Source organism: Pseudomonas sp. 3MA1 (genome assembly GCF_029237275.1).
In the GTDB taxonomy this organism is placed as follows: Bacteria; Pseudomonadota; Gammaproteobacteria; order Pseudomonadales; family Pseudomonadaceae; genus Aquipseudomonas; species Aquipseudomonas fluorescens_AP.
This window is the reverse complement of record NZ_JAACFX010000004.1, coordinates 609,056-632,423: the sequence shown is the minus strand read 5'-3', so window position 1 is coordinate 632,423 and position 23,368 is coordinate 609,056. Positions and strand designations below refer to the sequence as shown.

At 64.0% G+C, this 23,368-nt stretch carries 25 protein-coding genes and 1 tRNA gene; 21 read left to right on the top strand and 5 right to left on the bottom strand.

The window, feature by feature from the left end; genetic code table 11:
• Positions 1-89: 89 nt before the first annotated feature.
• From GWQ44_RS15435 to pgaD, 6 genes are all read left to right on the top strand, one after another.
• On the top strand, positions 90-725 hold the full coding sequence (locus tag GWQ44_RS15435; RefSeq protein ID WP_016966109.1) for a hypothetical protein: 636 nt from the start codon (positions 90-92) through the stop codon (positions 723-725).
• 204 nt (positions 726-929) lie between these two features.
• Positions 930-2,432, top strand: coding sequence for a YdgA family protein (locus GWQ44_RS15430; protein WP_275927702.1), 1,503 nt, complete (start codon positions 930-932; stop codon positions 2,430-2,432).
• A gap of 305 nt (positions 2,433-2,737) precedes the next feature.
• Complete coding sequence (gene pgaA / locus GWQ44_RS15425; protein ID WP_275927701.1) at positions 2,738-5,224, top strand: poly-beta-1,6 N-acetyl-D-glucosamine export porin PgaA; 2,487 nt, start codon at positions 2,738-2,740, stop codon at positions 5,222-5,224.
• Positions 5,225-5,238: 14 nt separating this feature from the next.
• Positions 5,239-7,236, top strand: coding sequence for a poly-beta-1,6-N-acetyl-D-glucosamine N-deacetylase PgaB (pgaB, locus tag GWQ44_RS15420; protein ID WP_275927700.1), 1,998 nt, complete (start codon positions 5,239-5,241; stop codon positions 7,234-7,236).
• Between the two features lie 3 nt (positions 7,237-7,239).
• Positions 7,240-8,589 carry a poly-beta-1,6-N-acetyl-D-glucosamine synthase gene (pgaC, locus tag GWQ44_RS15415; RefSeq protein ID WP_047300800.1) on the top strand — a complete coding sequence of 450 codons (1,350 nt, stop codon included), beginning with the start codon at positions 7,240-7,242 and terminating at the stop codon, positions 8,587-8,589.
• Positions 8,589-9,095 carry a poly-beta-1,6-N-acetyl-D-glucosamine biosynthesis protein PgaD gene (pgaD, locus tag GWQ44_RS15410; protein WP_179598824.1) on the top strand — a complete coding sequence of 169 codons (507 nt, stop codon included), beginning with the start codon at positions 8,589-8,591 and terminating at the stop codon, positions 9,093-9,095. Before pgaC ends, pgaD begins: the two co-directional genes overlap by 1 nt.
• An 87-nt stretch (positions 9,096-9,182) precedes the next feature.
• Here pgaD and GWQ44_RS15405 read toward each other — a convergent pair whose 3' ends face one another.
• Together GWQ44_RS15405 and GWQ44_RS15400 are read right to left on the bottom strand one after the other, a co-directional pair.
• Positions 9,183-9,776, bottom strand: a complete 594-nt coding sequence (locus GWQ44_RS15405; RefSeq protein ID WP_275927699.1) for a DUF4291 domain-containing protein — start codon at positions 9,774-9,776, stop codon at positions 9,183-9,185.
• A gap of 48 nt (positions 9,777-9,824) precedes the next feature.
• Complete coding sequence (locus GWQ44_RS15400) at positions 9,825-10,094, bottom strand: hypothetical protein (RefSeq protein WP_275927698.1); 270 nt, start codon at positions 10,092-10,094, stop codon at positions 9,825-9,827.
• Positions 10,095-10,512: 418 nt separating this feature from the next.
• On the opposite strand from GWQ44_RS15400, the gene GWQ44_RS15395 reads away from it, so the two are divergent.
• The 7 genes from GWQ44_RS15395 to GWQ44_RS15365 all read left to right on the top strand — a co-directional run bounded on the left by GWQ44_RS15395 (position 10,513) and on the right by GWQ44_RS15365 (position 15,231).
• Entirely contained in the window at positions 10,513-10,791 is a 279-nt protein-coding gene (locus GWQ44_RS15395) for a BrnT family toxin (RefSeq protein WP_275927697.1), read from the top strand.
• The gene (locus GWQ44_RS15390) at positions 10,769-11,032 is read left to right on the top strand and encodes a BrnA antitoxin family protein (RefSeq protein WP_016966295.1); all 264 of its coding nucleotides are present in this window, start codon (positions 10,769-10,771) and stop codon (positions 11,030-11,032) included. The genes GWQ44_RS15395 and GWQ44_RS15390 overlap by 23 nt, the downstream gene beginning before the upstream one ends.
• Before the next feature lie 221 nt (positions 11,033-11,253).
• On the top strand, positions 11,254-11,814 hold the full coding sequence (locus tag GWQ44_RS15385) for a YbhB/YbcL family Raf kinase inhibitor-like protein (RefSeq protein WP_275927696.1): 561 nt from the start codon (positions 11,254-11,256) through the stop codon (positions 11,812-11,814).
• 87 nt (positions 11,815-11,901) lie between these two features.
• Positions 11,902-13,671, top strand: coding sequence for a VWA domain-containing protein (locus GWQ44_RS15380; RefSeq protein WP_016966297.1), 1,770 nt, complete (start codon positions 11,902-11,904; stop codon positions 13,669-13,671).
• A 37-nt stretch (positions 13,672-13,708) separates the two neighbouring features.
• Entirely contained in the window at positions 13,709-14,290 is a 582-nt protein-coding gene (locus GWQ44_RS15375; protein WP_016966298.1) for an RNA polymerase sigma factor, read from the top strand.
• Positions 14,287-14,970 carry a hypothetical protein gene (locus tag GWQ44_RS15370; RefSeq protein WP_275927695.1) on the top strand — a complete coding sequence of 228 codons (684 nt, stop codon included), beginning with the start codon at positions 14,287-14,289 and terminating at the stop codon, positions 14,968-14,970. Before GWQ44_RS15375 ends, GWQ44_RS15370 begins: the two co-directional genes overlap by 4 nt.
• A 72-nt stretch (positions 14,971-15,042) precedes the next feature.
• Positions 15,043-15,231, top strand: coding sequence for a hypothetical protein (locus GWQ44_RS15365; protein WP_199010877.1), 189 nt, complete (start codon positions 15,043-15,045; stop codon positions 15,229-15,231).
• Between the two features lie 18 nt (positions 15,232-15,249).
• Here the strand turns inward: GWQ44_RS15365 and GWQ44_RS15360 are convergent, their stop codons facing one another.
• The 3 genes from GWQ44_RS15360 to GWQ44_RS15350 all read right to left on the bottom strand — a co-directional run bounded on the left by GWQ44_RS15360 (position 15,250) and on the right by GWQ44_RS15350 (position 16,793).
• Entirely contained in the window at positions 15,250-15,714 is a 465-nt protein-coding gene (locus tag GWQ44_RS15360) for a hypothetical protein (protein ID WP_275927694.1), read from the bottom strand.
• Positions 15,698-16,549: a hypothetical protein gene (locus GWQ44_RS15355; RefSeq protein WP_275927693.1), complete on the bottom strand. Its 852-nt coding sequence runs from the start codon at positions 16,547-16,549 to the stop codon at positions 15,698-15,700. The genes GWQ44_RS15360 and GWQ44_RS15355 overlap by 17 nt, the downstream gene beginning before the upstream one ends.
• A 167-nt stretch (positions 16,550-16,716) precedes the next feature.
• Positions 16,717-16,793, bottom strand: a tRNA-Arg gene (locus GWQ44_RS15350).
• A gap of 188 nt (positions 16,794-16,981) precedes the next feature.
• On the opposite strand from GWQ44_RS15350, the gene GWQ44_RS15345 reads away from it, so the two are divergent.
• The 8 genes from GWQ44_RS15345 to gabT all read left to right on the top strand — a co-directional run bounded on the left by GWQ44_RS15345 (position 16,982) and on the right by gabT (position 23,328).
• Complete coding sequence (locus GWQ44_RS15345; RefSeq protein ID WP_080962978.1) at positions 16,982-17,524, top strand: sigma-70 family RNA polymerase sigma factor; 543 nt, start codon at positions 16,982-16,984, stop codon at positions 17,522-17,524.
• Between the two features lie 119 nt (positions 17,525-17,643).
• Positions 17,644-17,871, top strand: a complete 228-nt coding sequence (locus GWQ44_RS15340; RefSeq protein ID WP_011058560.1) for a RebB family R body protein — start codon at positions 17,644-17,646, stop codon at positions 17,869-17,871.
• Between the two features lie 24 nt (positions 17,872-17,895).
• Complete coding sequence (locus GWQ44_RS15335; protein WP_275927692.1) at positions 17,896-18,558, top strand: hypothetical protein; 663 nt, start codon at positions 17,896-17,898, stop codon at positions 18,556-18,558.
• Between the two features lie 146 nt (positions 18,559-18,704).
• On the top strand, positions 18,705-19,256 hold the full coding sequence (locus GWQ44_RS15330; protein WP_275927691.1) for a hypothetical protein: 552 nt from the start codon (positions 18,705-18,707) through the stop codon (positions 19,254-19,256).
• A gap of 113 nt (positions 19,257-19,369) precedes the next feature.
• Positions 19,370-19,684: a RebB family R body protein gene (locus GWQ44_RS15325; protein ID WP_025128569.1), complete on the top strand. Its 315-nt coding sequence runs from the start codon at positions 19,370-19,372 to the stop codon at positions 19,682-19,684.
• Between the two features lie 55 nt (positions 19,685-19,739).
• Positions 19,740-20,054: a RebB family R body protein gene (locus GWQ44_RS15320; RefSeq protein ID WP_047300842.1), complete on the top strand. Its 315-nt coding sequence runs from the start codon at positions 19,740-19,742 to the stop codon at positions 20,052-20,054.
• Positions 20,055-20,431: 377 nt separating this feature from the next.
• Complete coding sequence (gene gabD, locus GWQ44_RS15315) at positions 20,432-21,874, top strand: NADP-dependent succinate-semialdehyde dehydrogenase (RefSeq protein WP_011058565.1); 1,443 nt, start codon at positions 20,432-20,434, stop codon at positions 21,872-21,874.
• Positions 21,875-22,050: 176 nt separating this feature from the next.
• Positions 22,051-23,328 (top strand): 4-aminobutyrate--2-oxoglutarate transaminase, encoded by a 1,278-nt coding sequence (gene gabT, locus GWQ44_RS15310; protein ID WP_016965981.1) that lies wholly within the window; start codon positions 22,051-22,053, stop codon positions 23,326-23,328.
• Positions 23,329-23,368: the final 40 nt, after the last annotated feature.

The following is a 23,368-nucleotide window of genomic DNA, read 5'->3' as shown; positions in this document are numbered from 1 at the left end:
GTTGCTATGCTTTGATCAGTTGGAAAAGTGCCACGTGCCATGTGCTTTCCAACCGGTCAAAGCATGTGATGGTCATGGGGATTCCAATAATGAAAAACCCTTATGCTCCGGGCTTCTGGTGCGCGCTCTGCGCCCTGGTGCTGCTCTCTGCCACCTACTTCTACGGCATCATGCTGGCCCACCAGATCGACAAGGCCCTGGTGTTCCTCGACAGCGCCAGCGCGCTGATCGCCGTGATGGCTATCGGCGTGGTGGCCTGGGCCTCCTTCCAGGGCCAGAAAATCAAGAAAAGACAGCTCGAACAGAGCAAGACCCTGGTGGTGATCTGGGACACCAAGGTGGCCCTGCGCCGGGTCGAAACCGTGTTCGACCGCTACTTCTGGGGCAGTTACTGGCAACCGGGGCGGACCTTCGCCGAAGTCATGGGCGAGCTGACCGGCACCCCGCTGGAAAAGAGCCTGGAGGCCCTGAAGAAACAGTGCATGTTGCTCGACAAGCAAGCCGACGACGGCCACCACTGGCTGAGCAATGCCCGGGAGCTGTCGGACGTCGCCACCGCCATGGCTCGCGAGCGCTACCAACTGGACTTCTGCGACCCCCGGGGCGAGTCCCGGGGCAACAGCGCGGTGATCGATCGCGACTTCGAAGTGCTGGTCTACACCTGGAGCGCCCGCCTCAAGAGCTTCGACCATCAACTCGATGCCTTGGAACTCGAATACTCCTGAGCCTCAAGCCTCAAGCCTCAAGCCGCACGCTGCCTCCAGCTTGCGGCTTGGCGCTTGAGGCTTGCCGCTGTTTCTCTTTTGTTGGGCTCGCGCGGGCCGCCAGTGGTAATCTGCGCCGGTTTTACGCGGAGTCGAGCCGCGACCCTTCATGGGTTCAGGGAAGACCAGCACACCTTCAAACAACGGATATTGATCGGGTCAGACATGAATAAATCAGCAGGCGTACTGTTAGGAATCGTCGTCGCAGTAGGTGCCATCAGTGCCGGCGGCGCCTGGTACACCGGCACCAAGCTGGAAGGGGTCCTGCAGCAGCAGGTGATCGAAAGCAACAAGGAGCTGCAAGCTGCGCTGATCGGCTACGACGCCACCGCCACTCTGGAGCTGGTGTCCCTGGAGCGTGGCGTGTTCAGCAGCAATGCCCACTACCGCCTCAAGGGCCAGGGTGAAGTGTTCCGCGGCGATCTGGAGCTGCTGATTGCCGATCACATCGAGCACGGTCCGCTGCCTTTCTCGCGCCTGATCCGCCTCAAGTGGCTGCCAGTCATGGCTGCCAGCCATTACGAACTGGAAAAGAGCCCGCAGACCGACAAATGGTTTGCCGCCACCAAGGGCGCGGCCCCCTTCAAGGGCGTGGTCAACGTTGGCTACGACCTGTCCGCCGAAGGCACCCTGGATTTCGCACCGGTGGAGCTGGCCCTGGATGAGCAGAGCAGCCTCAAGTTCTCCGGCCTGAACTCCACTTTCAGCGTCAGCGACAACCGCCAGAAGGCCAAGGTTGATGGCTACATGGACAGCCTGAGCCTTTCGCTCAACTCGCCGGACAAAGCCCCGGGCAAGCTGGAAATCAACGGCCTGACCCTGGCCAGCAACCTGCAAAAGAGCAGCTTTGGCTACTACCTGGGGCAGAACACCCTGGAACTGACCGGCACCAAGGCCACCTTTGGTGACAAGCAGTCGGTGCTGACCCTGAAGAACTTCGAACAGAAGACCTTCAGCGAGGAAACCGGCAGCACCGTGGCCGGGCGTGCGGACTACCGGGTCGGCGAGATCACCTTCGACGGCAAGGCCGTGGGTTCGGCGGAAATGCTCTGGAGCATGAAGAACCTCGACAGCCAGGGCATGCTCGATCTGCTCCAGATCTACCAGACCGTGCTGCAGCCGTATCAGCAGGCGGCCACCGCGGCCACTGCCGAGGGCGAGCCGGCGCCGGAACTGCAAATGAGCGAAGCTCAAGAGGTCAAGGTGCGTGCCGCGGTGAACAAGGTCCTGGAGGCCAAGCCGCAGATCGCCCTGGAAAGCCTGGCATTCAAGACCGCCGGTGGCGAAAGCCGCTTCAGCCTGAGCCTGGACCTGGCCAAGCCGCAGAGCCTGGAACTGCCGCCGGCCGAGCTGGGCAAGCAACTGATCAGCCAGCTGGACGCCAAGCTGTCGCTGTCCAAGCCGATGCTGGCGGATGTCGCCGCCTTGCAGGCCCAGGCCGAAGGCCAGACCGATGCCAAGCAGATTGCCGAGCAGAGCGCCGCCACCGCGGAAATGCTCAGCGCCATGGCCCTGGCCACTCAACTGGCCAAGCTGGAAGGCAATAACGTGGTGTCGGCGTTGCATTACGCCAACAACGAAGTGAATTTCAATGGCCAGAAGATGAGCGTTGAACAGTTCGTGGGCTTTGTCATGAGCAAAATGGGCGGCGCTGGCGCCCTGCAATAAGTCCATCAAGGGGCGCTTTGCCCGCCCCTGCCCCCTTCAACGCCCGGTGCTGTGTGACACAGCCCGGGCGTTGTGCTGTCTGCCGCCCATGGCTGCGCCGGGCCAACGCCGACTGCGTCTGACGCGGTGTCTGCGCAGCTCTTGAAAACCGATTCTGAATAAAGATGGCGTTTCAAATTCTCGACTACCCTTCGTGGAAGAATGTCCCGGAAAGCTTTGCCGGGTCATGTGTTGCCGCTACCTGACGTCCGCAAGGGCGAGGGGTCGGGCAGAGCTCCGGCTTGCTATGTAAGGATGCTGACGAAATGCCACGTACTGCTCATCCCGCCCGCCATTGTGGTCTGCGCCCGCTTTTGGGGCTGGCGCTGTGCAGCCAACTGCTCTGGTCCGGGGGGGCCTGGGCCGATGCCGCCTATGACCAGTTGATCATCCAGGCCCGGGCCGGCAGTTATGCCCCGGCACTCAACCACCTGCGGCAGGTGCCGGACAGTGCCTTGAACAATGGGCTGGTCAGTGATCATTTGCAGATCGCCAGCTGGGCCGGGCTCGACGCCGAGGTGGTGCAGGTCTATGAAACCCAGGGGCGCAACCGCATGCTGGCGCTGCAGGCGCTGACGGCCACGGCCCGGGCCTATCGCAACCTCAAGCAGTTTGATAACGCCACCCGGCTCTATCGTCAGGCCCTGGAGCGCGAGCCGCAGAATGCCGACTTGCAACTGGGCCTGGCCCTGACCCAGGCCGATGCCGGCCAACCGGCGGAGGCGGTGGTCCGGGCCCGGGCTCTGGTGGCGGCCAAGCCCGATGATTCCTCGCGGCGTCTGGCGCTGGGCTACGCACTGACCCGGGCCAATCAGCCCTACGATGCCCTGGCCGAGTACGACCAGGCCTTTGTGCGCGCCGGCGACAAGCCCGAGGTCCAGCGTGAATACATCTACGCCCTGCAACGGGCGCGCCTGCCGGAGCCGGCCCTGCGCCTGGCCCAACAGCATCCGGGGCTGATCGATCCGCTCATTCAGCGGCGGATCCAGGCCGACCTGGCGGCCGAACGGGTGCGCCTGTCGGAGTTGGCCAGCCGTGGTGAAAAGGAGCGGTTCGTGGTGGCCGACCGCGCCCTGGCCGACTACGACGCGCTGTTTGCCGCCTGGGGCAAGGACCCCCAGGCCCAAGACGAGCTGAACCGTTGGCGCATCGACCGGCTGGGGGCGCTCAAGTCCCGGGCGCGTACCGCAGAGGTGATCAGCGAATATGAGCAGCTCAGCGCGGCCGGTGTGGTCATTCCGCCATATGCGCTGCGCTGGGTGGCGGCTTCCTACCTCGACCAGCGCCAGCCGGAAATGGCCGCGGACCTGTATCGCCGCGTCCTGTCGGCCCCGGATGGCGATGCCGCGTACCGTCTGGAAGACACCACCGCCCTGTATTACGCGCTGCTGGAAAGCGAACAGCCGGAGCAAGCGCTGAAGCTCGCCAATGACCTGGCCGACAGCACGCCACGGCGGATTCAACTCACCGGCCAAACCGTGGGCGACCCCAACGACGACTGGGTCGATGCTCAACTGCTGGCGGCCCAGGCCGGTGTGGCCGGCGCTTCAGGGGCGGACCTGCCGGGCACCGAGCAACGGCTGGAGGCCCTGGCCGAGCAGGCTCCGGGCAATATCAGCGTGCGCCTGGCCCAGGCCGACCTGTACCGGGTGCGTGACTGGCCGCGGCGGTCGGAAAACCTGCTCAAGGAAACCGAAAGCGTGGCCCCCCGGGATGTCAGCCTGGAAGTGTCCCAGGCGCACACCGCCCTGGATCTGCAGGAATGGCGGCAACTGGATGCCCTGACCGACGATGTGCTCGAGCGCTTTCCGGAAAGCCGTCAGGTGCAGCGCCTGGCCCGTGAGCGCGAAGTGCATGACATGGCCGAGTTGCGCGTCTCGACCTACGGCGGCAAGAGCTACGGCGGCGGTAGCAGCGGTGCCGGCGCAGTGGCCGGGAGCCGGGATTTCGGCATCGAAAGCCGGCTTTATACGCCGCCGATTGCCGAGGACTGGCGCCTGTTCGGCGGGGTCGGCTACGCCATGGGCGACTTCCCCGAAGGCATCGGCCACCACCGCTGGCAGGTCCTGGGGGTGGAGCGGCGCACCCGCGACATGACCCTGGAAGCCGAAGTTTCCAACCATTCCTACGGCTACGGCGACAAGACCGGTGCCCGGGTGTCCCTGGCCCGCGACATCGACGATCACTGGCAATACGGCGGCAGCCTCGATTACCTCTCGGCCAACACCCCGCTGCGGGCGCTGAACAGTGACATCAGCGCCAATGGCGGCAGCGCCTTCCTGCGCTGGCGGGCCAATGAAAGCCGGGAATGGAAACTGTCCCTCAGCCCGTCGCATTTCAGCGACGGCAACAACCGTTTCGAAGCGCTGCTCACCGGTCGTGAAGGGGTCTACCGCTCACCCAAGGTGCAGGTCGACCTCGGCCTGGAAGTGGGCGCCAGCCACAACACCCTGCAAGACACGCCCTACTTCAACCCCGAGGCGGATCTCAGCGTGCTGCCCACGGTTACCGTCAACCACGTGCTCTATCACCGTTATCAAACCTCCTGGAGCCAGCAGTTCCAGGCCGGTGCCGGGACTTACAGCGAGCGCGGCTATTCCACCGGCGCGGTGGGGTTGCTCAGCTACGGCCAGCGCTACAGCTGGAATGACGTGTTCGATATCGCCGGGGTCTTGAGCGTGATCAACCGACCCTACGACGGCAATCGGGAAACCGATCTGCGTCTGGCGGTCGACCTTACCTATCGTTTCTAGAGACGAGCGTGATGATGCGCCTGATCAACCGTTGCATCCTCCTGCTGGGCGTCCTGGTGCTCAGCGCCTGCTCCCAGCCCGCGGCGGAATTTGTCGCCCCGGGGCAGCGACCGCTGCCTCATAGCGAGGCGCCGTGGCCGAAAAACCACGTGCTGGGCATTGCCTACCACGACATCGAGGATCGCGACCCGGACCAGCGGGTGGTGGCGGTACGCACCGAGCGGATGATCGAGCAACTGGCCTGGCTGCGGGAGAACGGCTACCGGCCGGTGACCGTGGACCAGATCCTGGCGGCGCGCAAAGGCGGGCCGGAGCTGCCGGCCAAGGCCATCCTGCTGACCTTCGACGACGGCTATTCGAGCTTCTACACCCGCGTGCTCCCGGTGCTGCGCAGCTATCGCTGGCCCGCGGTGCTGGCGCCGGTGGGCGTGTGGATCGATACCCCGGCCAATCAGCCGGTGGATTTCGCTGGCGAGCTGCGGCCCCGTTCGCAGTTCCTGACCTGGGCCCAGGTGCGCGAGATCTCGCGCTCCGGGCTGGTGGAAATTGCCGCCCATACCGACCACAGCCACCTGGGCATTCTCGCCAACCCCCAGGGCAACCTGCAGCCGGCGGCGGCCACCCGACGCTATGACGCCGTCGCCGGTCGCTATGAAAGCGAGGCGGATTTCCAGGCGCGGATGCGCCAGGACGTGACCAACATCTCGGACAAGATCCTGGCCGTGGCCGGTTATCGCCCGCGGATCTGGGTCTGGCCCTATGGCACCGCCGACGGCTCGACCCTGCAAGTGGTCGACAGCCAGGGCTTCAAGATGGCCCTGACCCTGGACGACGGCTTGGACACCCTCGACAACCTGATGAGCAGCCCGCGCTTCCTGGTGGTTTCCGACCCGGACGGCATGCACTTCTCCAACAGCATCGTCGGCACCGAGGCCAGCGCCCCGATGCGCGTGGCGCACGTGGACCTGGACAATGTCTACGACCCGGACCCCAAGCAGCAGGAGATCAACCTCGGCAAGCTGGTGCAGCGCATGGCCGACCTGGGGGTCAATACCGTGTTCCTCCAGGCGTTCGCCGACCCCAAGGGCGACGGCCTGGTGCAGTCGCTGTACTTCCCCAACCGGCATCTGCCGATGCGCGCCGACCTGTTCGATCGGGTCGCCTGGCAATTGCGTACCCGGGCCCACGTCAAGGTCTACGCCTGGATGCCGGTGCTCAGCTTTGCCCTGGATGCCCGCCTGCCCCGCGTCACGCGCTGGGACCCGGCCACCGGCCAGAGCGCAATCGATCCGAAACAGTATCAGCGCCTTTCGCCCTTCGACCCGCAGGTACGGCGCCTGATCGGCGATCTGTACGAGGACGTGGCGCGCATGACCTCGGTGGACGGCATTCTGTTCCACGACGACGCCGTGCTTTCGGACTTCGAAGACGCCAGCCCCGAGGCCTTGCGCGCCTATGCCGCCCAGGGGCTGCCGGATTCCATCGCCGGCCTGCGCAACGATCCGGCGACCCTGCAGCGCTGGACTCGTTTCAAGAGCCGCTACCTGATCGACTTCACCCATGAGCTGAGCGCCAAGGTCCGGGCGATCCGCGGGCCCCAGGTGCAGACCGCGCGCAATCTGTTTGCCGAACCGATCATCAACCCGCAGAGCGAAGCCTGGTTCGCCCAGAACCTCGACGACTTCCTGGTCAACTACGACTGGACCGCGCCCATGGCCATGCCGTTGATGGAAGGGCAGAGCCTGAAGCATTCCGGGCCCTGGCTGGAGGCCCTGGTGGATCAGGTGCGGGCCCGTCCCGGCGCCCTGCAGCGCACGGTATTCGAGCTCCAGGCCCGGGACTGGAAGCACAAGCCCGCCCAAGACCTGTCCGCACAGCAACTGGCCGACTGGATGGGCCGGCTCAAGCGCCAAGGGGCGACCCACTTCGGTTATTACCCGGACAATTTCCTTGAGAACTCACCGGACCTGAAAACCCTGCGGCCCGCGCTCTCCAACAAATGGAGCCCCTGAATCATGATGGATCGTATGCTCGCCCTGGTGGTGCTGGCGCTGGTGCTCGGGGTGCCCCTGGGACTGATCTTCCTGGTGACCGGCGAATTCCTCATGGACTTCGTCTTCTATTACCCGCTGTTCATGTCGGCGCTGTGGATCGCCGGCGGCCTGTATTTCTGGCTGCACTGGGAGCGCCACTGGCCCTGGTCCGATGACACGTTGCCGCCGCCTTTGGCCGGTGAGCCGCTGATCAGCATCCTCATCCCTTGCTACAACGAAGGGGACAACGTCGCCGATACCCTGCACGCGGCGCTGGCTCAGCAGTATCCGAACATCGAAGTGATCGCCATCAACGATGGTTCCAAGGACAACACTGCCCAGGTGCTCGACGCGATCGCGGCCCAGGACCCGCGCCTGCGGGTGCTGCACCTGGCGCAGAACCAGGGCAAGGCCGTGGCCCTGCGCATGGGCGCGGTGGCGGCGCGCAGCGAGTACCTGGTGTGCATCGATGGCGACGCGTTGCTGGCGCCCAACACTGCGGCCTACCTGGTGGCGCCGATGCTGGACAACCCGCGCCTGGGCGCGGTCACCGGCAACCCGCGGATCCGCACCCGCTCGACCCTGGTGGGCCGGGTCCAGGTCGGCGAATTCTCCTCGATCATCGGCCTGATCAAGCGCACCCAGCGGGTGTTCGGCAAAGTCTTCACCGTCTCCGGAGTGATCGTCGCCTTTCGCCGCACGGCCTTGCACCGGGTGGGCTACTGGAGCCCCGACATGATCACCGAAGACATCGACATCAGCTGGAAGCTGCAACTGGACCACTGGTACGTGTTCTACGAGCCCCGGGCATTGTGCTGGATCCTCATGCCGGAAACCGTGCGCGGCTTGTGGAAGCAACGGCTGCGCTGGGCCCAGGGCGGCGCCGAGGTGCTGTTCAAGAACATCCGTGGCATCTGGGAATGGCGCCACCGCTACCTGTGGACCCTGCTGTTCGACTACTGCCTGTCCACCGGCTGGGCCTTCACGTTCCTGCTGTCGGTGATCTTCTGGGGGCTGGGCAAGTTCATCGTCATGCCCGAGGCCATCGCGGTGCACTCCATTGTGCCGCCGGCCTTTACCGGCCTGGTGCTGGCGATGGTGTGCCTGGCCCAGTTCGCGGTCAGCATCCTGATCGACCGGCGTTACGAGAAAGACCTGTGGAAGACCATGTTCTGGGTGGTCTGGTACCCGTTGGTGTTCTGGTTCATCAGCCTGCTCACCACCCTGGTGAGTTTCCCCAAGGTGCTGTTTGGCGAGCATCAGAAACGGGCGCGTTGGGTGAGTCCGGACCGTGGAATCAAGCCCATCGATGACGAAAAGGAGGCGCGCTGATGAAGATCATCCGAACCCGCCAGCGACCGTTCATGGTGGTCGTCGACATTGTCCTCACCGTACTGGCCTGGGTCGGCCTGCTGTACCTGCTGATTCGCGGGCTCATACCCCTGCTGGACAGCCATGAGGGGCCGCGTTTTGAATCCGGCCTGCTCGGCGCCCTGACCACCTTGCAGTTCTACGCCTGGGTGGCGGTGCTCAATGCCCTGCTGCTGATTTCCTGGGCCCGTTATCGCCAGCGTCGCAACCGCAACTACCCGCCACGGCTGCCGGCGCCGGTGGTGGACGACAAGCGCTTGAGTGACAGCTTCAAGCTCAGCGACGAAACTTTCGCCCAGATGCGCCAGCCCGGGATCATGACCGTGCACAACGATGAAGAGGGCGGCATCACTCATGTCACCACGCAGTTCTACCGTATCCGCCCCGAGGATCAGCAGCACCCACCGTTGGTGGTGGAACCGCCGCCGCGGGTGATTCATCTGCATTCGGAGGAGAGGGAGAAGTAGCCAGAACCTTGTTCTGAATTCGATCTGGCAAACGTTGTGAAGGTGCGGCACGGGAGCCCGGCGCATAACCCAATGGTTGCTGGAGGGTTAGAGTCGCTCGACTGTGATGGGGTACTCCCGCTCCTGAGGAAGCCGGCTGTAAGCCTTCTCCAGGTCCCCATCCTCAATCAGTCGATGAATCTCGTGGGCCAGGGGCGTGACATCGGTGATGCGCTTGATCCACTGGTTCACGTACAACTGCACGGCCTCCTTGCTCAGGCCGATCTGGATCGCGCGGTGTTCCTGGGGCCGCAGGTACAGGTCACGCTCCGGGTCCCATTGAATGCGCACCGGCGACTGGTCTTTCAACTTCAACCACTCTTCCTTGCTCATGGACTCGTCGGCATGGCTCAGGCAGCCGTTGGCCAGGGCCCATTCGAAGCCTTCGCGGCTGATGTCGATGGCCAGGATGCGGGTCTGTCCGGCGTCCTTAAAACCCCAGCCGGCGCGGTACATCATCCACAGGAAAGACGGCTTTATCCAGGTCATGCGCTCCATCTTGAAGGGTGGGGAGACGAAGGTGCCGTGGGCCAGGGCGGCGTCGGCGATGCTGTCGGAGTAGGCCTGGTAGACGCGAATGGTGTCGGCGTCGTAGAGCGCGCGGATCTGGCGCTGGGGGAGTTCTGTTGCGGGTTTATGCATGGCATTTCCTTATGAAAAGCGGGCGGCCGGGAAGCCGCCCTGGGGTGTTTAGAGTTCGGCGTGCGGTTGCAGGCGTCGTGATGTCACATCCAGCAGATCACAGCCATCGCGCAGCAGGATGCTGCACACCAGGGTCAGTTCCTGCACAACCACCGGCTCGCTGCGCAGGGTCTCGGCGGCGAAGTGCTCCAATAGTTGGGTCGCGGCACGGATGCGAAAGGCTGCGGCGTCGTGCAGCACATCGATGGGCGCCTGGGTGTCGATCAGCAGGGAAGGAATCAGGCAGTCGTGGCCGGTGATCGGCATGTAGCGGTTCATTGGCACACCTCGTTTGATTGGTAGAAAGCTACCGTTCAATCGTCGCCAAACGAATGGGTGGCAGCTGTACGCAGGTTGGCGAGCCGGAAACGAGAAACCGGCAGACCCGAAGGTCTCCCGCGCACAGCTGCCATGAAGCAGCGTTGCGGGTGCAAAAGAGCCTGCAAACAAGCAAACAGCTTTCGCATTCGTTATTCCGGTCGCCAAACCAGGTCGCCATCTGGGCGACGGCCGGACTATAAGCCGCGGGCTTGCGGCGGTGCAAGGCAAGTGTGGTGGCGTCTTTTCCGAGAACGTTGTAGGGCTTTTTCCGTACACATCCATCCCGCTTGCGACTGTATTTCCAGGTATTTACCCAGGGCGCTTTTGGCGAACGCTCGGCTAGTCTGTATGTACATTTGTAAATACGGAAATGCTCATGTACTTTGAATGGGACGAGGCCAAGAACCACGCCAACCTGCTCAAGCACGGCATCGATTTCAACGATGCCGTGCTGATGTTCCAGCGTCCGGTGCTGTCCTTGCGCGATGAGCGTCTGGACTACGGCGAAGAACGCTGGATCAGCCTCGGTTGGATCAGGACCCTGGTGGGCGTGGTGGTCCATACCGAGCGGCGGGGTCAAGCGGTGCGCATTATCTCGGCGCGCAAAGCCACTAAACGGGAGGCTAAATACTATGTCCAACGGATCGAAAACTGACGGATCGAAAACGGATTGGGAGCGCCTGGCAAAAACCGATGACCAGGGCATCGATACTTCTGATATCCCCGAGCTGGATGACGATTTCTTTCGCCGCGCCGAGGTGCACCTGCCGGGCAAGAAGGCCGTGACCATTCGCCTGGACGCCGATGTGCTGGAGTGGTTCAAGGGCCAGGGCGCGGGTTACCAGACGCGGATCAACCAATTGCTGCGCCAGTACATGCAGGCCCACCGGGACTGAGGCCTGCGCATCATTTCAGGAGGCGGACGGGTGGCCCGCCGCTCTTTCCGGCCGGCCGTGGGGGGAGTCGCCATTGCGATGATTGTCTGAAATATTCATTTACAACTGCCCCTGTCCTCAAGCTCAATCTGCCCCGCGCCGTGCACGAAGCGGCGCGTCCTGTCGTGCAGGCTATAGTCTTTTGGCTCACCCCGATCTCATCCGCAAAAAGGTGCTTTCGTATGTCTCGCTTTGCCTCCCGCAATACTTGGCTGGCCGCTGGTGCCGTGCTGCTGTGCCTGCAGTTTCCCGTGCAGGCCCAGGAGCGTTTTACCCTGAACATTCCCGGGGTCTCGGATGACCGGCTGTTCACCACCGGCAATGCCAGCGATGCCAAGGGCTGTGGCGGGCACAACAATTCTCCGGCCTTGAGCTGGACCGCCGGGCCCGAGGGCACCTTGAGCTACGCCATCGTCATGCACGATCCGGACGGCGCCAAGGGCCAGGGCGTGGATCACTGGGTGCATTACGGGATCAAGCCGACCACCCGCCAGTTGCCGGCCGGCGCCGGCACCAAGCCGACCCTGGAAGGGCTGGCCGGGCTCAACAGCCGCAACGGCACGTTGTACATGGGGCCGTGCCCGCCGGTGGGCGATAGCGCCCATCACTACATCATCCAGATCTTTGCCCTGGACCTGGCGCCCGACGTGCTGCCCGCCGGGCTGACCCGCGTCCAGTTGCTGGAGAAGATCAACGGCCACGTGTTGCGCAACAGCAGCGTGGTGCGCCGCTATTCCCGCTAAGTAAAAATTTTCGCGGGCTTAACCCGAATCGCCCAGGGGCTTCGTCTGAAGGGGGGAATGGATCATTTCTTCCCGAGGTCAGCCCCCATGTCCCTTCCTCTGCATTTTCTTCGTCCGGCCGCCCAGGGTTTCGCCGCCGGCCTGCTGCTGGCGGTGGCCGGCTGCGGTGTGTCGTCCAAGCCTGAATCCGCCGCCGGGGCTTCGACTCAAGGCGCGTTGCAAGCCGCGCCCGAAGTACGGTACGAGGTGCAGCGCGCCAATGTCGCCATGGCCAAGCGCGTTGCCTATCCCATGGGGTTGTCGGCGCCGAGGCCGGCACCCATCGCCGCCCGTGATTCGATCAGCGCCGGTTACCGCGATGAGCCACGGGAGCAGTACCAGAAGCTGGCGGACAACCCGATCCACAGCGTTGCCGAAGCGCCAGTGTCGACCTTCAGCGCCGACGTCGACACCGGCGCCTATGCCAATGTCCGCCGTCTGCTCAACCAGGGCAGCTTGCCGCCGCAAGGCGCGGTACGCCTGGAGGAGCTGGTCAACTACTTCCCCTACGATTACGCCCTGCCCACGGACGGCTCGCCCTTCGGCGTGACCACCGAGCTGGCGCCCTCGCCGTGGAATCCCCATACCCGCTTGTTGCGCATCGGTATCAAGGCTTCGGACCGCGCGGTAGCAGAGTTGGCCCCGGCCAATCTGGTGTTTCTGGTGGACGTCTCCGGCTCCATGGATCGCCGCGAAGGCCTGCCCCTGGTGAAAAGCACCCTCAAACTGCTGGTGGATCAACTGCGGGATCAGGATCGGGTGTCGCTGGTGGTCTACGCCGGTGAATCGCGAGTGGTGCTGGAGCCCACATCCGGACGCGACAAGGCGAAGATTCGCACGGCCATCGACCAGCTCACCGCCGGCGGTTCCACGGCCGGCGCCTCGGGTATCCAGCTGGCCTATCAGATGGCCCAGCAGGGTTTTATCCACAAGGGCATCAACCGCATCCTGCTGGCCACCGACGGCGACTTCAACGTCGGCATCAGCGACTTCGACAGCCTCAAGGCCATGGCTGCCGAGAAGCGCAAGAGCGGCGTGTCCCTGACCACCCTGGGTTTTGGTGTGGATAACTACAACGAGCACCTGATGGAGCAACTGGCCGATGCCGGTGACGGCAACTACGCCTACATCGACAACCTGCGCGAAGCGCGCAAGGTGCTGGTGGACCAGCTCAGCTCGACCCTGGCGGTGGTGGCCAAGGACGTGAAGCTGCAAGTGGAGTTCAACCCGGCCCAGGTCAGCGAATACCGCCTGCTGGGTTATGAGAACCGCGCACTCAAGCGTGAAGACTTCAGCAACGACAAGGTCGACGCCGGGGAAATCGGTGCCGGGCATACGGTGACGGCCTTGTATGAAATCGTCCCGGCGGGCGAGAAGGGCTGGTTGGAGCCGCTGCGTTATACCCAGGCCAAGGCGCCGCAACAGACTGGCAAGCAGGGCGAGCTGGCGATGCTGCGGGTGCGCTACAAGGCGCCGGAGGGTGGCAGCAGTCGCCTGATCGAACGGCCGATCAGCGCGCAGCAGCCGGCTAAACTGGCCGAGGCCAGCCCGGACCTGCGCTTCGCCGCCGCGGTGGCGGCGTTTTCCCAGCAACTCAAGGACGGCCGCTACACCGGCAACTTCAGCCTGAGCGACACCGCCAAGCTGGCCCGCGGCGCCAAGGGCGAGGATCCTTACGGGCTGCGGGGCGAGTTCGTACAACTGGTGGAACTGGCGCAAAGCCTGCAAACTCAGGCGCCGAAAGCCCAGGCCGGGAATGCGCCCCAGGCCGAGGCTCAGCCCGTGGACATGAGCCAGTTGCAGAGCCGCCTTGAATAGCCCCCTCACGAGCAGTGAACAGGAGTTCATCCGCCCCATGTCGGCTCCCCAAGTGTCCACCGATGCCAGCAGCGATGAAGCGCTGCTGGCGCGTTATCGCGCTGGAGATCCAGCGGCTTTCGAGCTGCTGTACCAGCGCCATCGCCAGGGCTTGTATGGTTTTGTGCTGGGCTTGTGCGGCAAGGCCGAGCTGGCGGAAGAGGTCTACCAGGACACCTGGCTCAGCCTGATCCGCAGCGCCAGCCAGCCCCAGGGCCGGGCCAGCTTTCGCACCTGGCTGTATCAGATCGCTCGCAACCGGCTGATCGACCACTGGCGCAAGCACGGCCAGCGCAACCCGTTGCACGACAGCTACGACGAACAACTGCACGGCGAAACCGACCAGGCTCCCGGTCCCGAACAGCAACTGAGCCTGTGCCGCGACCAGCAGCGTATCGAAGCCGCCTTGCAAGATTTGCCCGAAGACCAGCGCGAAGTGTTCCTGCTGCGGGCCCACGGCGACCTGGAACTGCCAGAAATCGCCAGCCTGACCCAGGCGCCGCTGGAAACGGTGAAAAGCCGTTTCCGTTATGCGCTGAAAAAATTGCGTCGGCTCCTGGCCGAGGAGGTACTCACATGACTGACGCCCGACAGACCCCGTCCCCTGAAGAGCAGATGCTGGCGCACATCCGCCAACACAGCGCCCAGGAACCACCGGCCCATCTGGATGCCCTGATCCTGGCCACTGCGCGTCGCGAAGCCCCTGCGCCGAAGCCGAGCCTCTGGCAGCGCTGGATGCACGCCTGCCAGCGGCCGCGCTATCAACTGGCCTTTGCCAGCCTGTTTGGCGTGGCCCTGGTCATCGGCTTGCTGCGGCCTTCCCCGGAGCACTATCCACAAGAGCAGGCCTTTGTCCCCGCGCCCGCTCCAGCCCCAGCTGCGCCCATGGCACGCCAGGCGGCGCCACATTCTGCCGAACTGGCCGGGGCCTTGAGTGCTGCCGAGCCCGCGGCCCCTTCGCCCATTGCTCCGGCGGCCCCTGTCGGCAGTTTTGCCGCGCTGCCGGAGATGCAAGCGTCCGCCGATGCCGCGCCACCGGCGATAGCCAAGCCCAGGGCCGAGTCGAGCAAGCTGGCCAAGCGCATGTCGGCCCCGGTCGAGGCGCGGACGATCAAACGGCTGGATGAGCAACTTCAGGCGGTCTTGCGCCTGTGGGAAGGCGGCCAGAGCCGCGAGGCGGCCGAGCTGCTGCTGCAGCTGCATGAACAGTATCCACAGGAGGATCTGGACGCGCGCCTGCAAGCCTTGCGTCGTCAATAAAGCGCGGGGGTTGGCTGTCGTCGGGGAAAGCGCGCACTATCTGCGCAGTTTCCAGAAAGTGAGAGGCCGGTCATGGCACCCCGCATCGACCGTATAGCGGCAATGTTGAACTGCCCGATCAAGGGCGCGGATATCCGTCAGGCCATCAAGGAAAGTCGCAAGGACTTTGGCCTGGAAGAGGCTGAAGAGTGCGCCGACCCCGAGGCGCAGGACGAAGCCGAGCCAGCGCCGCAGGACGCCGAAGCCGCCGAGGATGAATAACTCAGGCGGCCGCCGGGTTCAGCTGTAGGGCAAGGCCGGCAGGTCGATGAACTCGGCGCAGGCTCCGTCCGCGGTCATGCGCCGGGCCCGTTCCGGCAGCAGCCGGGCGTGATTTTCCACCTGCCAGCGATACCAGCTCAAACGCTGGACGATGCGCCGCCGGCAAGGCTCCGGCAATTGCCCCAACAGATCGATGCTCTCGGGCGCCCAGTGGGTCCGGGTCGAGTAGTAACAGAACAGGTTTTCCCGCAGGCCGAAGCAATCCTCGATGGTTTCCACAACGCTGTAGACATAGAGCTCGAAGGCGCTGCTCAGTTGTTGTGCACCGTCGGCGTGGTCCCGCAGGTAGGCGAAGATCCCCGGCCAGTTGATGCAGTACAGGTGCTCGTCCCAATCGCCGTCCCGGGTCAGGTACTGGCCCTGGCCGCGAAAGAACTGGGGCATTTCCTGACGCTCCAGGGCCACTTCAAAATTGCTTTTCATCGCGTATTCCTTCGACGTCGGTGATGCTCGCGGACAGCGCTACGCATTCGATCACGCAGTCGAAGCCGATTTCCAGGCGCAGGTAATAACCGGGATTGAGACGGGTGAGCTGGGTACGCATGCGCCCGTCGAAGCGCGTACCGCTGACCGCCAGTTCGCTGATGCCCTGCACCTTGAGCAGCAGGCGGCAGTGGGTCGGGGCCTGGCTCGCCGGCCAGGTGCTAGGCACCGACAGCCGCCCCAGATCGCCATACAGTTGCAGGCTCAGTTGCTCGCCTTGAAACACCGGGCCCGGAGTATTGAAGTCGTAGGGCGTGGCCGCTTCATTGAAGACTGCCCGCCAGGCTTCGGCGTTATCGATGTTGAACAGCCAGTCGCGGGTGCCCCGATCCCGCTCCGGGATCGCCCGGCACTCTGCCAGTGAGGGTAACTGCGCGCGGGTCAGATCTTCGTGCCATAGCTCCCGGGCCGCGATCAGCAGGCGCTGGAAGAAGTCCCGGCTGTCGTCGATCACCGCTGGCCAGCCGCTGGGCCATTGATCGTATTCGTCGTCCTCCTCGACCGGCTCCCAGACACTGTCGAAAGCGTAGTCCGGGTCGTCCAGGGCCGCTTGCAGGACCTGCACCAGCTGTTGCCGATGACGGAAATTCTGCTGGGGGTAATCGCGCCTCAGAGCGTAGTGGCGGATCAGGTATTCGCGGTCTTCGGGGTGGTTGGGGTTGAAGCGGCTCAGTTCCGCATCCCGCTCAGGGGGCATGTCATAGCCGGTGAAACAGCTGATCCAATCACGGAGTTCTGGCTCGAAGGGCTGGTTGCACAACGGATGGCACAGCATGGGGACCTCCTGTCCGGGGGCGTGGAATGTAGCAAGTTGCACCTTGTCGGGACAGCCACCCGGCGTCGTTCGGGTTCCGGTTGTCGATGATGGCTGCCGCCGGAAACCTTGAAGCCCGCAAACAAAAAAGCCCCAGGCCATCAGACCTGGGGCTTTTTCGCTAAAGATGGCGCACTCGGCGGGATTCGAACCCACGACCCCTGCCTTCGGAGGGCAGTACTCTATCCAGCTGAGCTACGAGTGCAGTGCGGGCGACATCATACCTATGTCGACTCGGGGCGTCCACGCCGGTTTTCATTGGCGTGCGGTTGCACGTCGCCACCCGAGGCAACCCGGGCCGTAGCGGCAGTTTTTCCCGCTGCATCGGCCGTTCGGCCCAGCGCAACCTGCAGCCATATCCGTGCGGTCACGGGGCACAGGGAGGTGCGGGAGATGAACTGTTCGATGCAAGAGGGCCTGCCGACAGCGTTGGCGGATCATCTGTTCGAGGCGAGCTGGAAGGCGGTGCTGCCCGGGTTGCAGCGTCGCGCCCGGCAGTTGGCGCGGGGTAACGCCGATGGCGCTCAGGAGTGGCTGGCTGCCACGGCGATCAAGGCGCTGCTGTTCTTTCGTCGTTCGCCGCAGCGCATTCGCGATCCCCAGGGCTTTCTGTTTCTGGTGCTGGATCATGTGTTTGTCGACAGCTGTCGGCGGCGGGCGCGGGAGCAGCGTCTGTTCGTGGATTTCGCCGATTTCGAGGACGATCCGCTGCAGCAGCTGGAGGCGCCGCAGATGTCGGTGCTGGAGCAGGTGGAGCTGCTGGAAACCCTGGCCCTGCTCAGTCGGCGGGTGGCGCAATTGCCGCTTAAAAAACGCCGCTTGTTTGAACTAAAGTTTGTCGACGATCTGCCCTACCCGAACATCGCCGCCGAGCTGGGGATGAACCAGCCCCTGGCGCGCAAGCACGTGCAATTGTTGCGCGAGGCGCTGCGTTGAGGGCGTGGCAGGATTCACAGCGGGTGCGCCGCAACGTTCTTGTTCAGTGAACCTGTTTTCGACGCTGTAGCCGGTGCCACCGCCTCCTGCGGTGGGCCATTCCATCTAAGGAGAGATGTATGCCCGATCCAATGGTCAATTCGCAGATCACCGATGCCGTGACCCAGACCAACGTCAAGGTGGTGGCCGAAGCCCCGGCCCAGGCCATCGCCTCGTTGTATCAGGTGGCCAGCCACTCGGCCGGCCTGTCGTTGCAGAATGCGGTCAACAGCCAGCAGGCGCTGAACCAGATCTCCAACGCGGTGGTGTCCAAGGCCGTGGCGTTGATCATGGCGATCGGCGAGTAGGGCTGACAGCCCGGGAGAATCGTCATGGCATGGTTCAAGAAGAAAACCCCACCCGCGGCTGCGGCCGATGACACCGCGAGCGCGGCGGCCGGCCCCGGTCAGGGGGCGGAAGCGGCCGCGCCTCAAGCGGCGCCCAGCGAGCCCACGTCGACCGGCACCGATCGGGCGGCCGACCCTGCGCCTTCAGCGCCGCCCGCCGCCGCGCAACCTTCGGTGATGGAGACGATGAACGCGCAGTTGCTCAAGCAGGCCGGCACCCCCAGCACCGACAGCACCGATGCGCTCAACAGCCAGATCGTCCAGGCGGTGCAGTTCACCAATGCCCAGACCTTCAGCTATGCCCCGGCGCAGATCGCCGCAGCGCCGGACATGATGATCAGCCAGGCCGCCGGCCTGGTGGCGCAGTCGGCGGCGGGGTATTTCGACGGGGTCAGCAAGCTGGCCCTGGCGGCGCAGTCGGTGCTGCTCAAGCAGATGACCGAGAACATCGTCAAAGAGAACGTGAAAGGCGCCGCCGAGGATGCCCTGGGCGCCCTGGTCACGGATCTGCTGGTGGGTGCCGCCGCGGCCGTCGCGGCGGCGGCCGGTGCCATGGAAGCCGATGCGGCGGGCATGGCCATCGACAAGATCGACGCCAGCATCGCCAAGTACAGCGACGTTCTGGCCAATCGATCCTCGTCTTCCTGAACCTGACCCTCGGGCGCGCGAGGCGCCCGGGGCCGTCGTGCAAGAGGCGCCGGCGTTCGCCGGCCGCTCTGTCCACCCCAGGCGTTAAAGTTCGACGGACCCGGTGCCCAGCCCTTCGACGCCATTGATCAATAAAGGAGCAAGCAATGGCCAATGAAGAGCAAACCCCGATGGCGACGATACTTCTCTTTGCCGAGAAGTATCTGAATCGCCCATTGACCCAGCATGAGCGCCAGTTACTGCAGGCGTTTGCCCAGGCCAAGCCGCTGGACATGTCCAAGTCCGCGCAACAGAGCGTTGATCTGGCGCGGCGGCGGGCCACCGAGTTGATAGAGGCCGATCAACAGCACGCTCGCAAGATCATCGAGCAGTTGTCGGGGGCCGGTGCCGGCAAGGCTGATTCCCAGGCGCGCGAGCTGGTGCTGCGTCAGCTGCTGGCGGCGGCCGAGAGCCAGGCCGCTGCCGCTACTGCCGCGCCGACGGGCGCAGCGGAACCGGCCGCGACGCCGAGTGCGGACAACGCCGCGGCCGCGACAGCCACTCCCGCCCCAGCCCCTGCCGACGATCCCGCCCTCAAGGCAATGATCAGCGCCCTGGTGCAGCAGGAGGTAAAAGCCGCCGTCGAGGCGCGCATGGCCGAGCTGTCGCAGAAAGTCGAGGACACCCTCAAGCAGGTGCTCGCCGCTGCCGGGCAATGAGCCCCCCCTGAAATAAGCCTGCGGTTCCAGGCCTCGCGGTTCACAGCAAAACGGCTGCCACGTTCACTCAAAGACACGGAATGCTCCGTGTGCCTAACAAAGGAAGTTGAGCCATGCCACTTGTAAACGAACAAATCACCGATGCCGTTACCCAGACCAACGTCAAAGTCGTCGCCGAAGCGCCGGCCATGGCGATGGGCACCATCTACCAATCCATGGCCCAGGCCACCGCGATTCTGTTCCAGAACTCGGTGTCGGCGCAGCAGCAGCAAAACACCCTGGCCCAGGCCGCGACCAACCAGGGCGTGATGCAGATCTACAGCGTCGACACCACCGCCGGCGCCGCGGCCACCGAGAAGGTTGCCCAGGGCGGCGTATCCGACAACCTCACCAGCCTGCTGACGGTGCTCAAGTCCTTCCAGGGCTGAGTGGTTGAGCGTCTGGTTTCCCGTTGAACTTTCCTGCTGAAAAAATGGAGTTTTTATGAGCACAGTCAGTCCGCAAATCACCGATGCCGTGACCCAGACCAACGTCAAGGTGGTGGCCGAAGCACCGGCCATGGCGATGGGCACCGTCTACCAGTCCATGGGCCAGTCCGTGGCCATCCTGTTCCAGAACTCGGTGTCGGCGCAGCAACAGCAAAACACCCTGGCCCAGGCCGCGACCAACCAGGGCGTGATGCAGATCTACAGCGTCGACACCACCGCCGGTGCGTCGGCCACCGAGAAAGTCGCCCAGGGCGGTGTGGCCGACAACCTCACCAGCCTGCTGACGGTGCTCAAGTCGTTCAGCGGCTGACCCTTCTCCAGGCGTCATGCCAACGCCCCCGCGGTCTGCAGGCCCCGGGGGCGTTGTCTTTTGCCCGGCGGCATGGGAGGTTGAGGCGGATTTTTTACCGCTAGGCGCCTTTACGTTCTTTTTTTCGAACAGCCTATTGTCCTTTACCCCTGTTGACCCTAGGATTCGTTTGAGATTTCAAACGCTCTTGCCTGGGTGCCCAAGCGCACGTCTATCCTTGTGTGCGACATTTTCGTGCTTTTACCCAGTGAACGATTTTCCTGACGGCAGCTTTGTCCCGGCTTTCGGACGCGCCAGCGCGGTCCGTGTCTGACAGGGCGCCTTTTTTACAATCACAATTCGCCCCGCGTATGCGCGGTGCTGTTAAGGAAGCCGACATGCAGCTCAAAGACGCCCAGTTGTTCCGCCAGCAAGCCTTCATCGATGGAGCTTGGGTCGACGCGGACAACGGCCAGACGATCAAGGTCAACAACCCCGCGACCGGTGAAATCCTCGGCACCGTACCCAAGATGGGCGCCGCCGAAACCCGCCGCGCCATCGAAGCCGCCGACAAGGCCCTGCCGGCCTGGCGTGCCCTGACCGCCAAGGAGCGCGCCACCAAGCTGCGCCGCTGGTATGAACTGCTGATCGAAAACCAGGACGACCTGGGCCGCCTGATGACCCTGGAGCAGGGCAAGCCGCTGGCCGAAGCCAAGGGCGAAATCGCCTACGCCGCCTCCTTCATCGAATGGTTCGCCGAAGAAGCCAAGCGCATCTACGGTGACGTGATCCCGGGCCACCAGCCGGACAAGCGCCTGATCGTGATCAAGCAGCCGATCGGCGTGACCGCGGCCATCACCCCGTGGAACTTCCCGGCGGCGATGATCACCCGTAAAGCCGGCCCGGCCCTGGCCGCCGGTTGCACCATGGTCATCAAGCCGGCGTCGCAAACTCCGTTCTCGGCCCTGGCCCTGGTGGAACTGGCGCACCGTGCCGGCATCCCGAAAGGCGTGCTGAGCGTGGTCACCGGCAGTGCCGGCGACATCGGCGGCGAGCTGACCAGCAACCCGATCGTGCGCAAGCTGTCGTTCACCGGCTCCACCGAAATCGGTCGCCAACTGATGGCCGAATGCGCCAAGGACATCAAGAAAGTCTCCCTGGAACTGGGCGGCAACGCGCCGTTCATCGTGTTCGACGACGCCGACCTGGATAAGGCCGTCGAAGGCGCGATCATTTCCAAGTACCGCAACAACGGTCAGACCTGCGTCTGCGCCAACCGCCTGTACATCCAGGATTCGGTCTACGACGCCTTCGCCGAGAAATTGAAGGCGGCGGTGGCCAAGCTGAAGATCGGCAACGGTCTGGAAGAAGGCACCACCACCGGCCCGCTGATCGACGAAAAAGCCGTGGCCAAGGTCCAGGAACACATCGCCGACGCCCTGAAAAAAGGCGCGACCCTGCTGGCCGGCGGCAAGTCCATGGAAGGTAACTTCTTCGAGCCGACCATCCTGGTCAACGTGCCCAAAGACGCGGCCGTGGCCAAGGAAGAAACCTTCGGCCCGCTGGCGCCGCTGTTCCGCTTCAAAGACGAAGCCGAAGTCATCGCCATGTCCAACGACACCGAGTTCGGCCTGGCCTCGTACTTCTATGCCCGCGACCTGGGTCGTGTGTTCCGTGTGGCCGAGGCCCTGGAATACGGCATGGTCGGGGTCAACACCGGCCTGATCTCCAACGAAGTGGCGCCGTTCGGCGGCATCAAGGCCTCGGGCCTGGGCCGTGAAGGTTCCAAGTACGGGATCGAGGATTACCTGGAAATCAAATACCTCTGCCTGGGTATCTGATCCGGTTTCAAGCGCCGGGGGCACGAGAGCGCTGTCCCCCTGCGCCGCTTTAAAAACGCACTTTTCAAGGTGGCCCGGGAAGGCTCCGACAGTCGATCAACGCATGCTGTCGCAGCCGCTTCCCCGCCCCGCAACCCTTGAATCACACCGCTGTCGCAGCGGTGAATGAGGACACTATGAGCAAGACCAACGCATCCTTGATGAAACGCCGTGAAGCCGCTGTACCGCGCGGTGTGGGCCAGATTCACCCGATCTTCGCCGACAGCGCGAAGAACGCCACCGTCACCGACGTTGAAGGCCGCGAGTTCATCGACTTCGCCGGCGGTATCGCGGTACTGAACACCGGTCACGTGCACCCGAAAATCATCGCCGCGGTGACCGAGCAGCTGAACAAGCTGACCCACACTTGCTTCCAGGTTCTGGCCTACGAGCCTTACGTGGAACTGTGCGAGAAAATCAACGCCAAGGTTCCAGGTGACTTCGCCAAGAAAACCCTGCTGGTGACCACCGGTTCCGAAGCCGTGGAAAACGCCGTGAAGATCGCCCGTGCCGCCACTGGCCGTGCCGGCGTGATCGCCTTCACCGGCGCCTACCACGGCCGCACCATGATGACCCTGGGCCTGACCGGCAAAGTCGTGCCTTACTCGGCCGGCATGGGCCTGATGCCCGGCGGCATCTTCCGCGCGCTGTACCCTAACGAACTGCACGGCGTGAGCATCGACGACTCCATCGCCAGCATCGAGCGCATCTTCAAGAACGACGCCGAGCCTCGTGATATCGCCGCGATCATCATCGAGCCAGTGCAGGGCGAAGGCGGCTTCTACGTCGCGCCCAAAGAGTTCATGAAGCGTCTGCGCGCCCTGTGCGACCAGCACGGCATCCTGTTGATCGCTGACGAAGTGCAGACCGGCGCTGGCCGTACCGGCACCTTCTTCGCCATGGAACAGATGGGCGTTGCCGCCGACCTGACCACCTTCGCCAAATCCATCGCTGGCGGCTTCCCGCTGGCCGGTGTCTGCGGCAAGGCCGAATACATGGACGCCATCGCTCCAGGTGGCCTGGGCGGCACCTACGCCGGTAGCCCGATCGCCTGCGCCGCCGCTCTGGCGGTGATGGAAGTGTTCGAGGAAGAGCACCTGCTGGATCGCTGCAAGGCAGTGGGCGAGCGTCTGGTGACCGGCCTCAAGGCCATCCAGGCCAAGTACCCGGTGATCGGCGAAGTGCGTGCCCTGGGCGCGATGATCGCGGTGGAACTGTTTGAAAACGGCGACAGCCACAAGCCGAACGCCGCTGCCGTGGCCCAGGTCGTGGCCAAGGCTCGCGACAAGGGCCTGATCCTGCTGTCCTGCGGCACTTACGGCAACGTCCTGCGGGTGCTGGTGCCGCTGACCTCGCCGGACGAGCAGCTGGATAAAGGCCTGGCCATCATGGAAGAGTGCTTCGCTGAGCTCTGAGTGGTTGCTGCTGTGACCTGATCGACAAAAAACCCGCTTC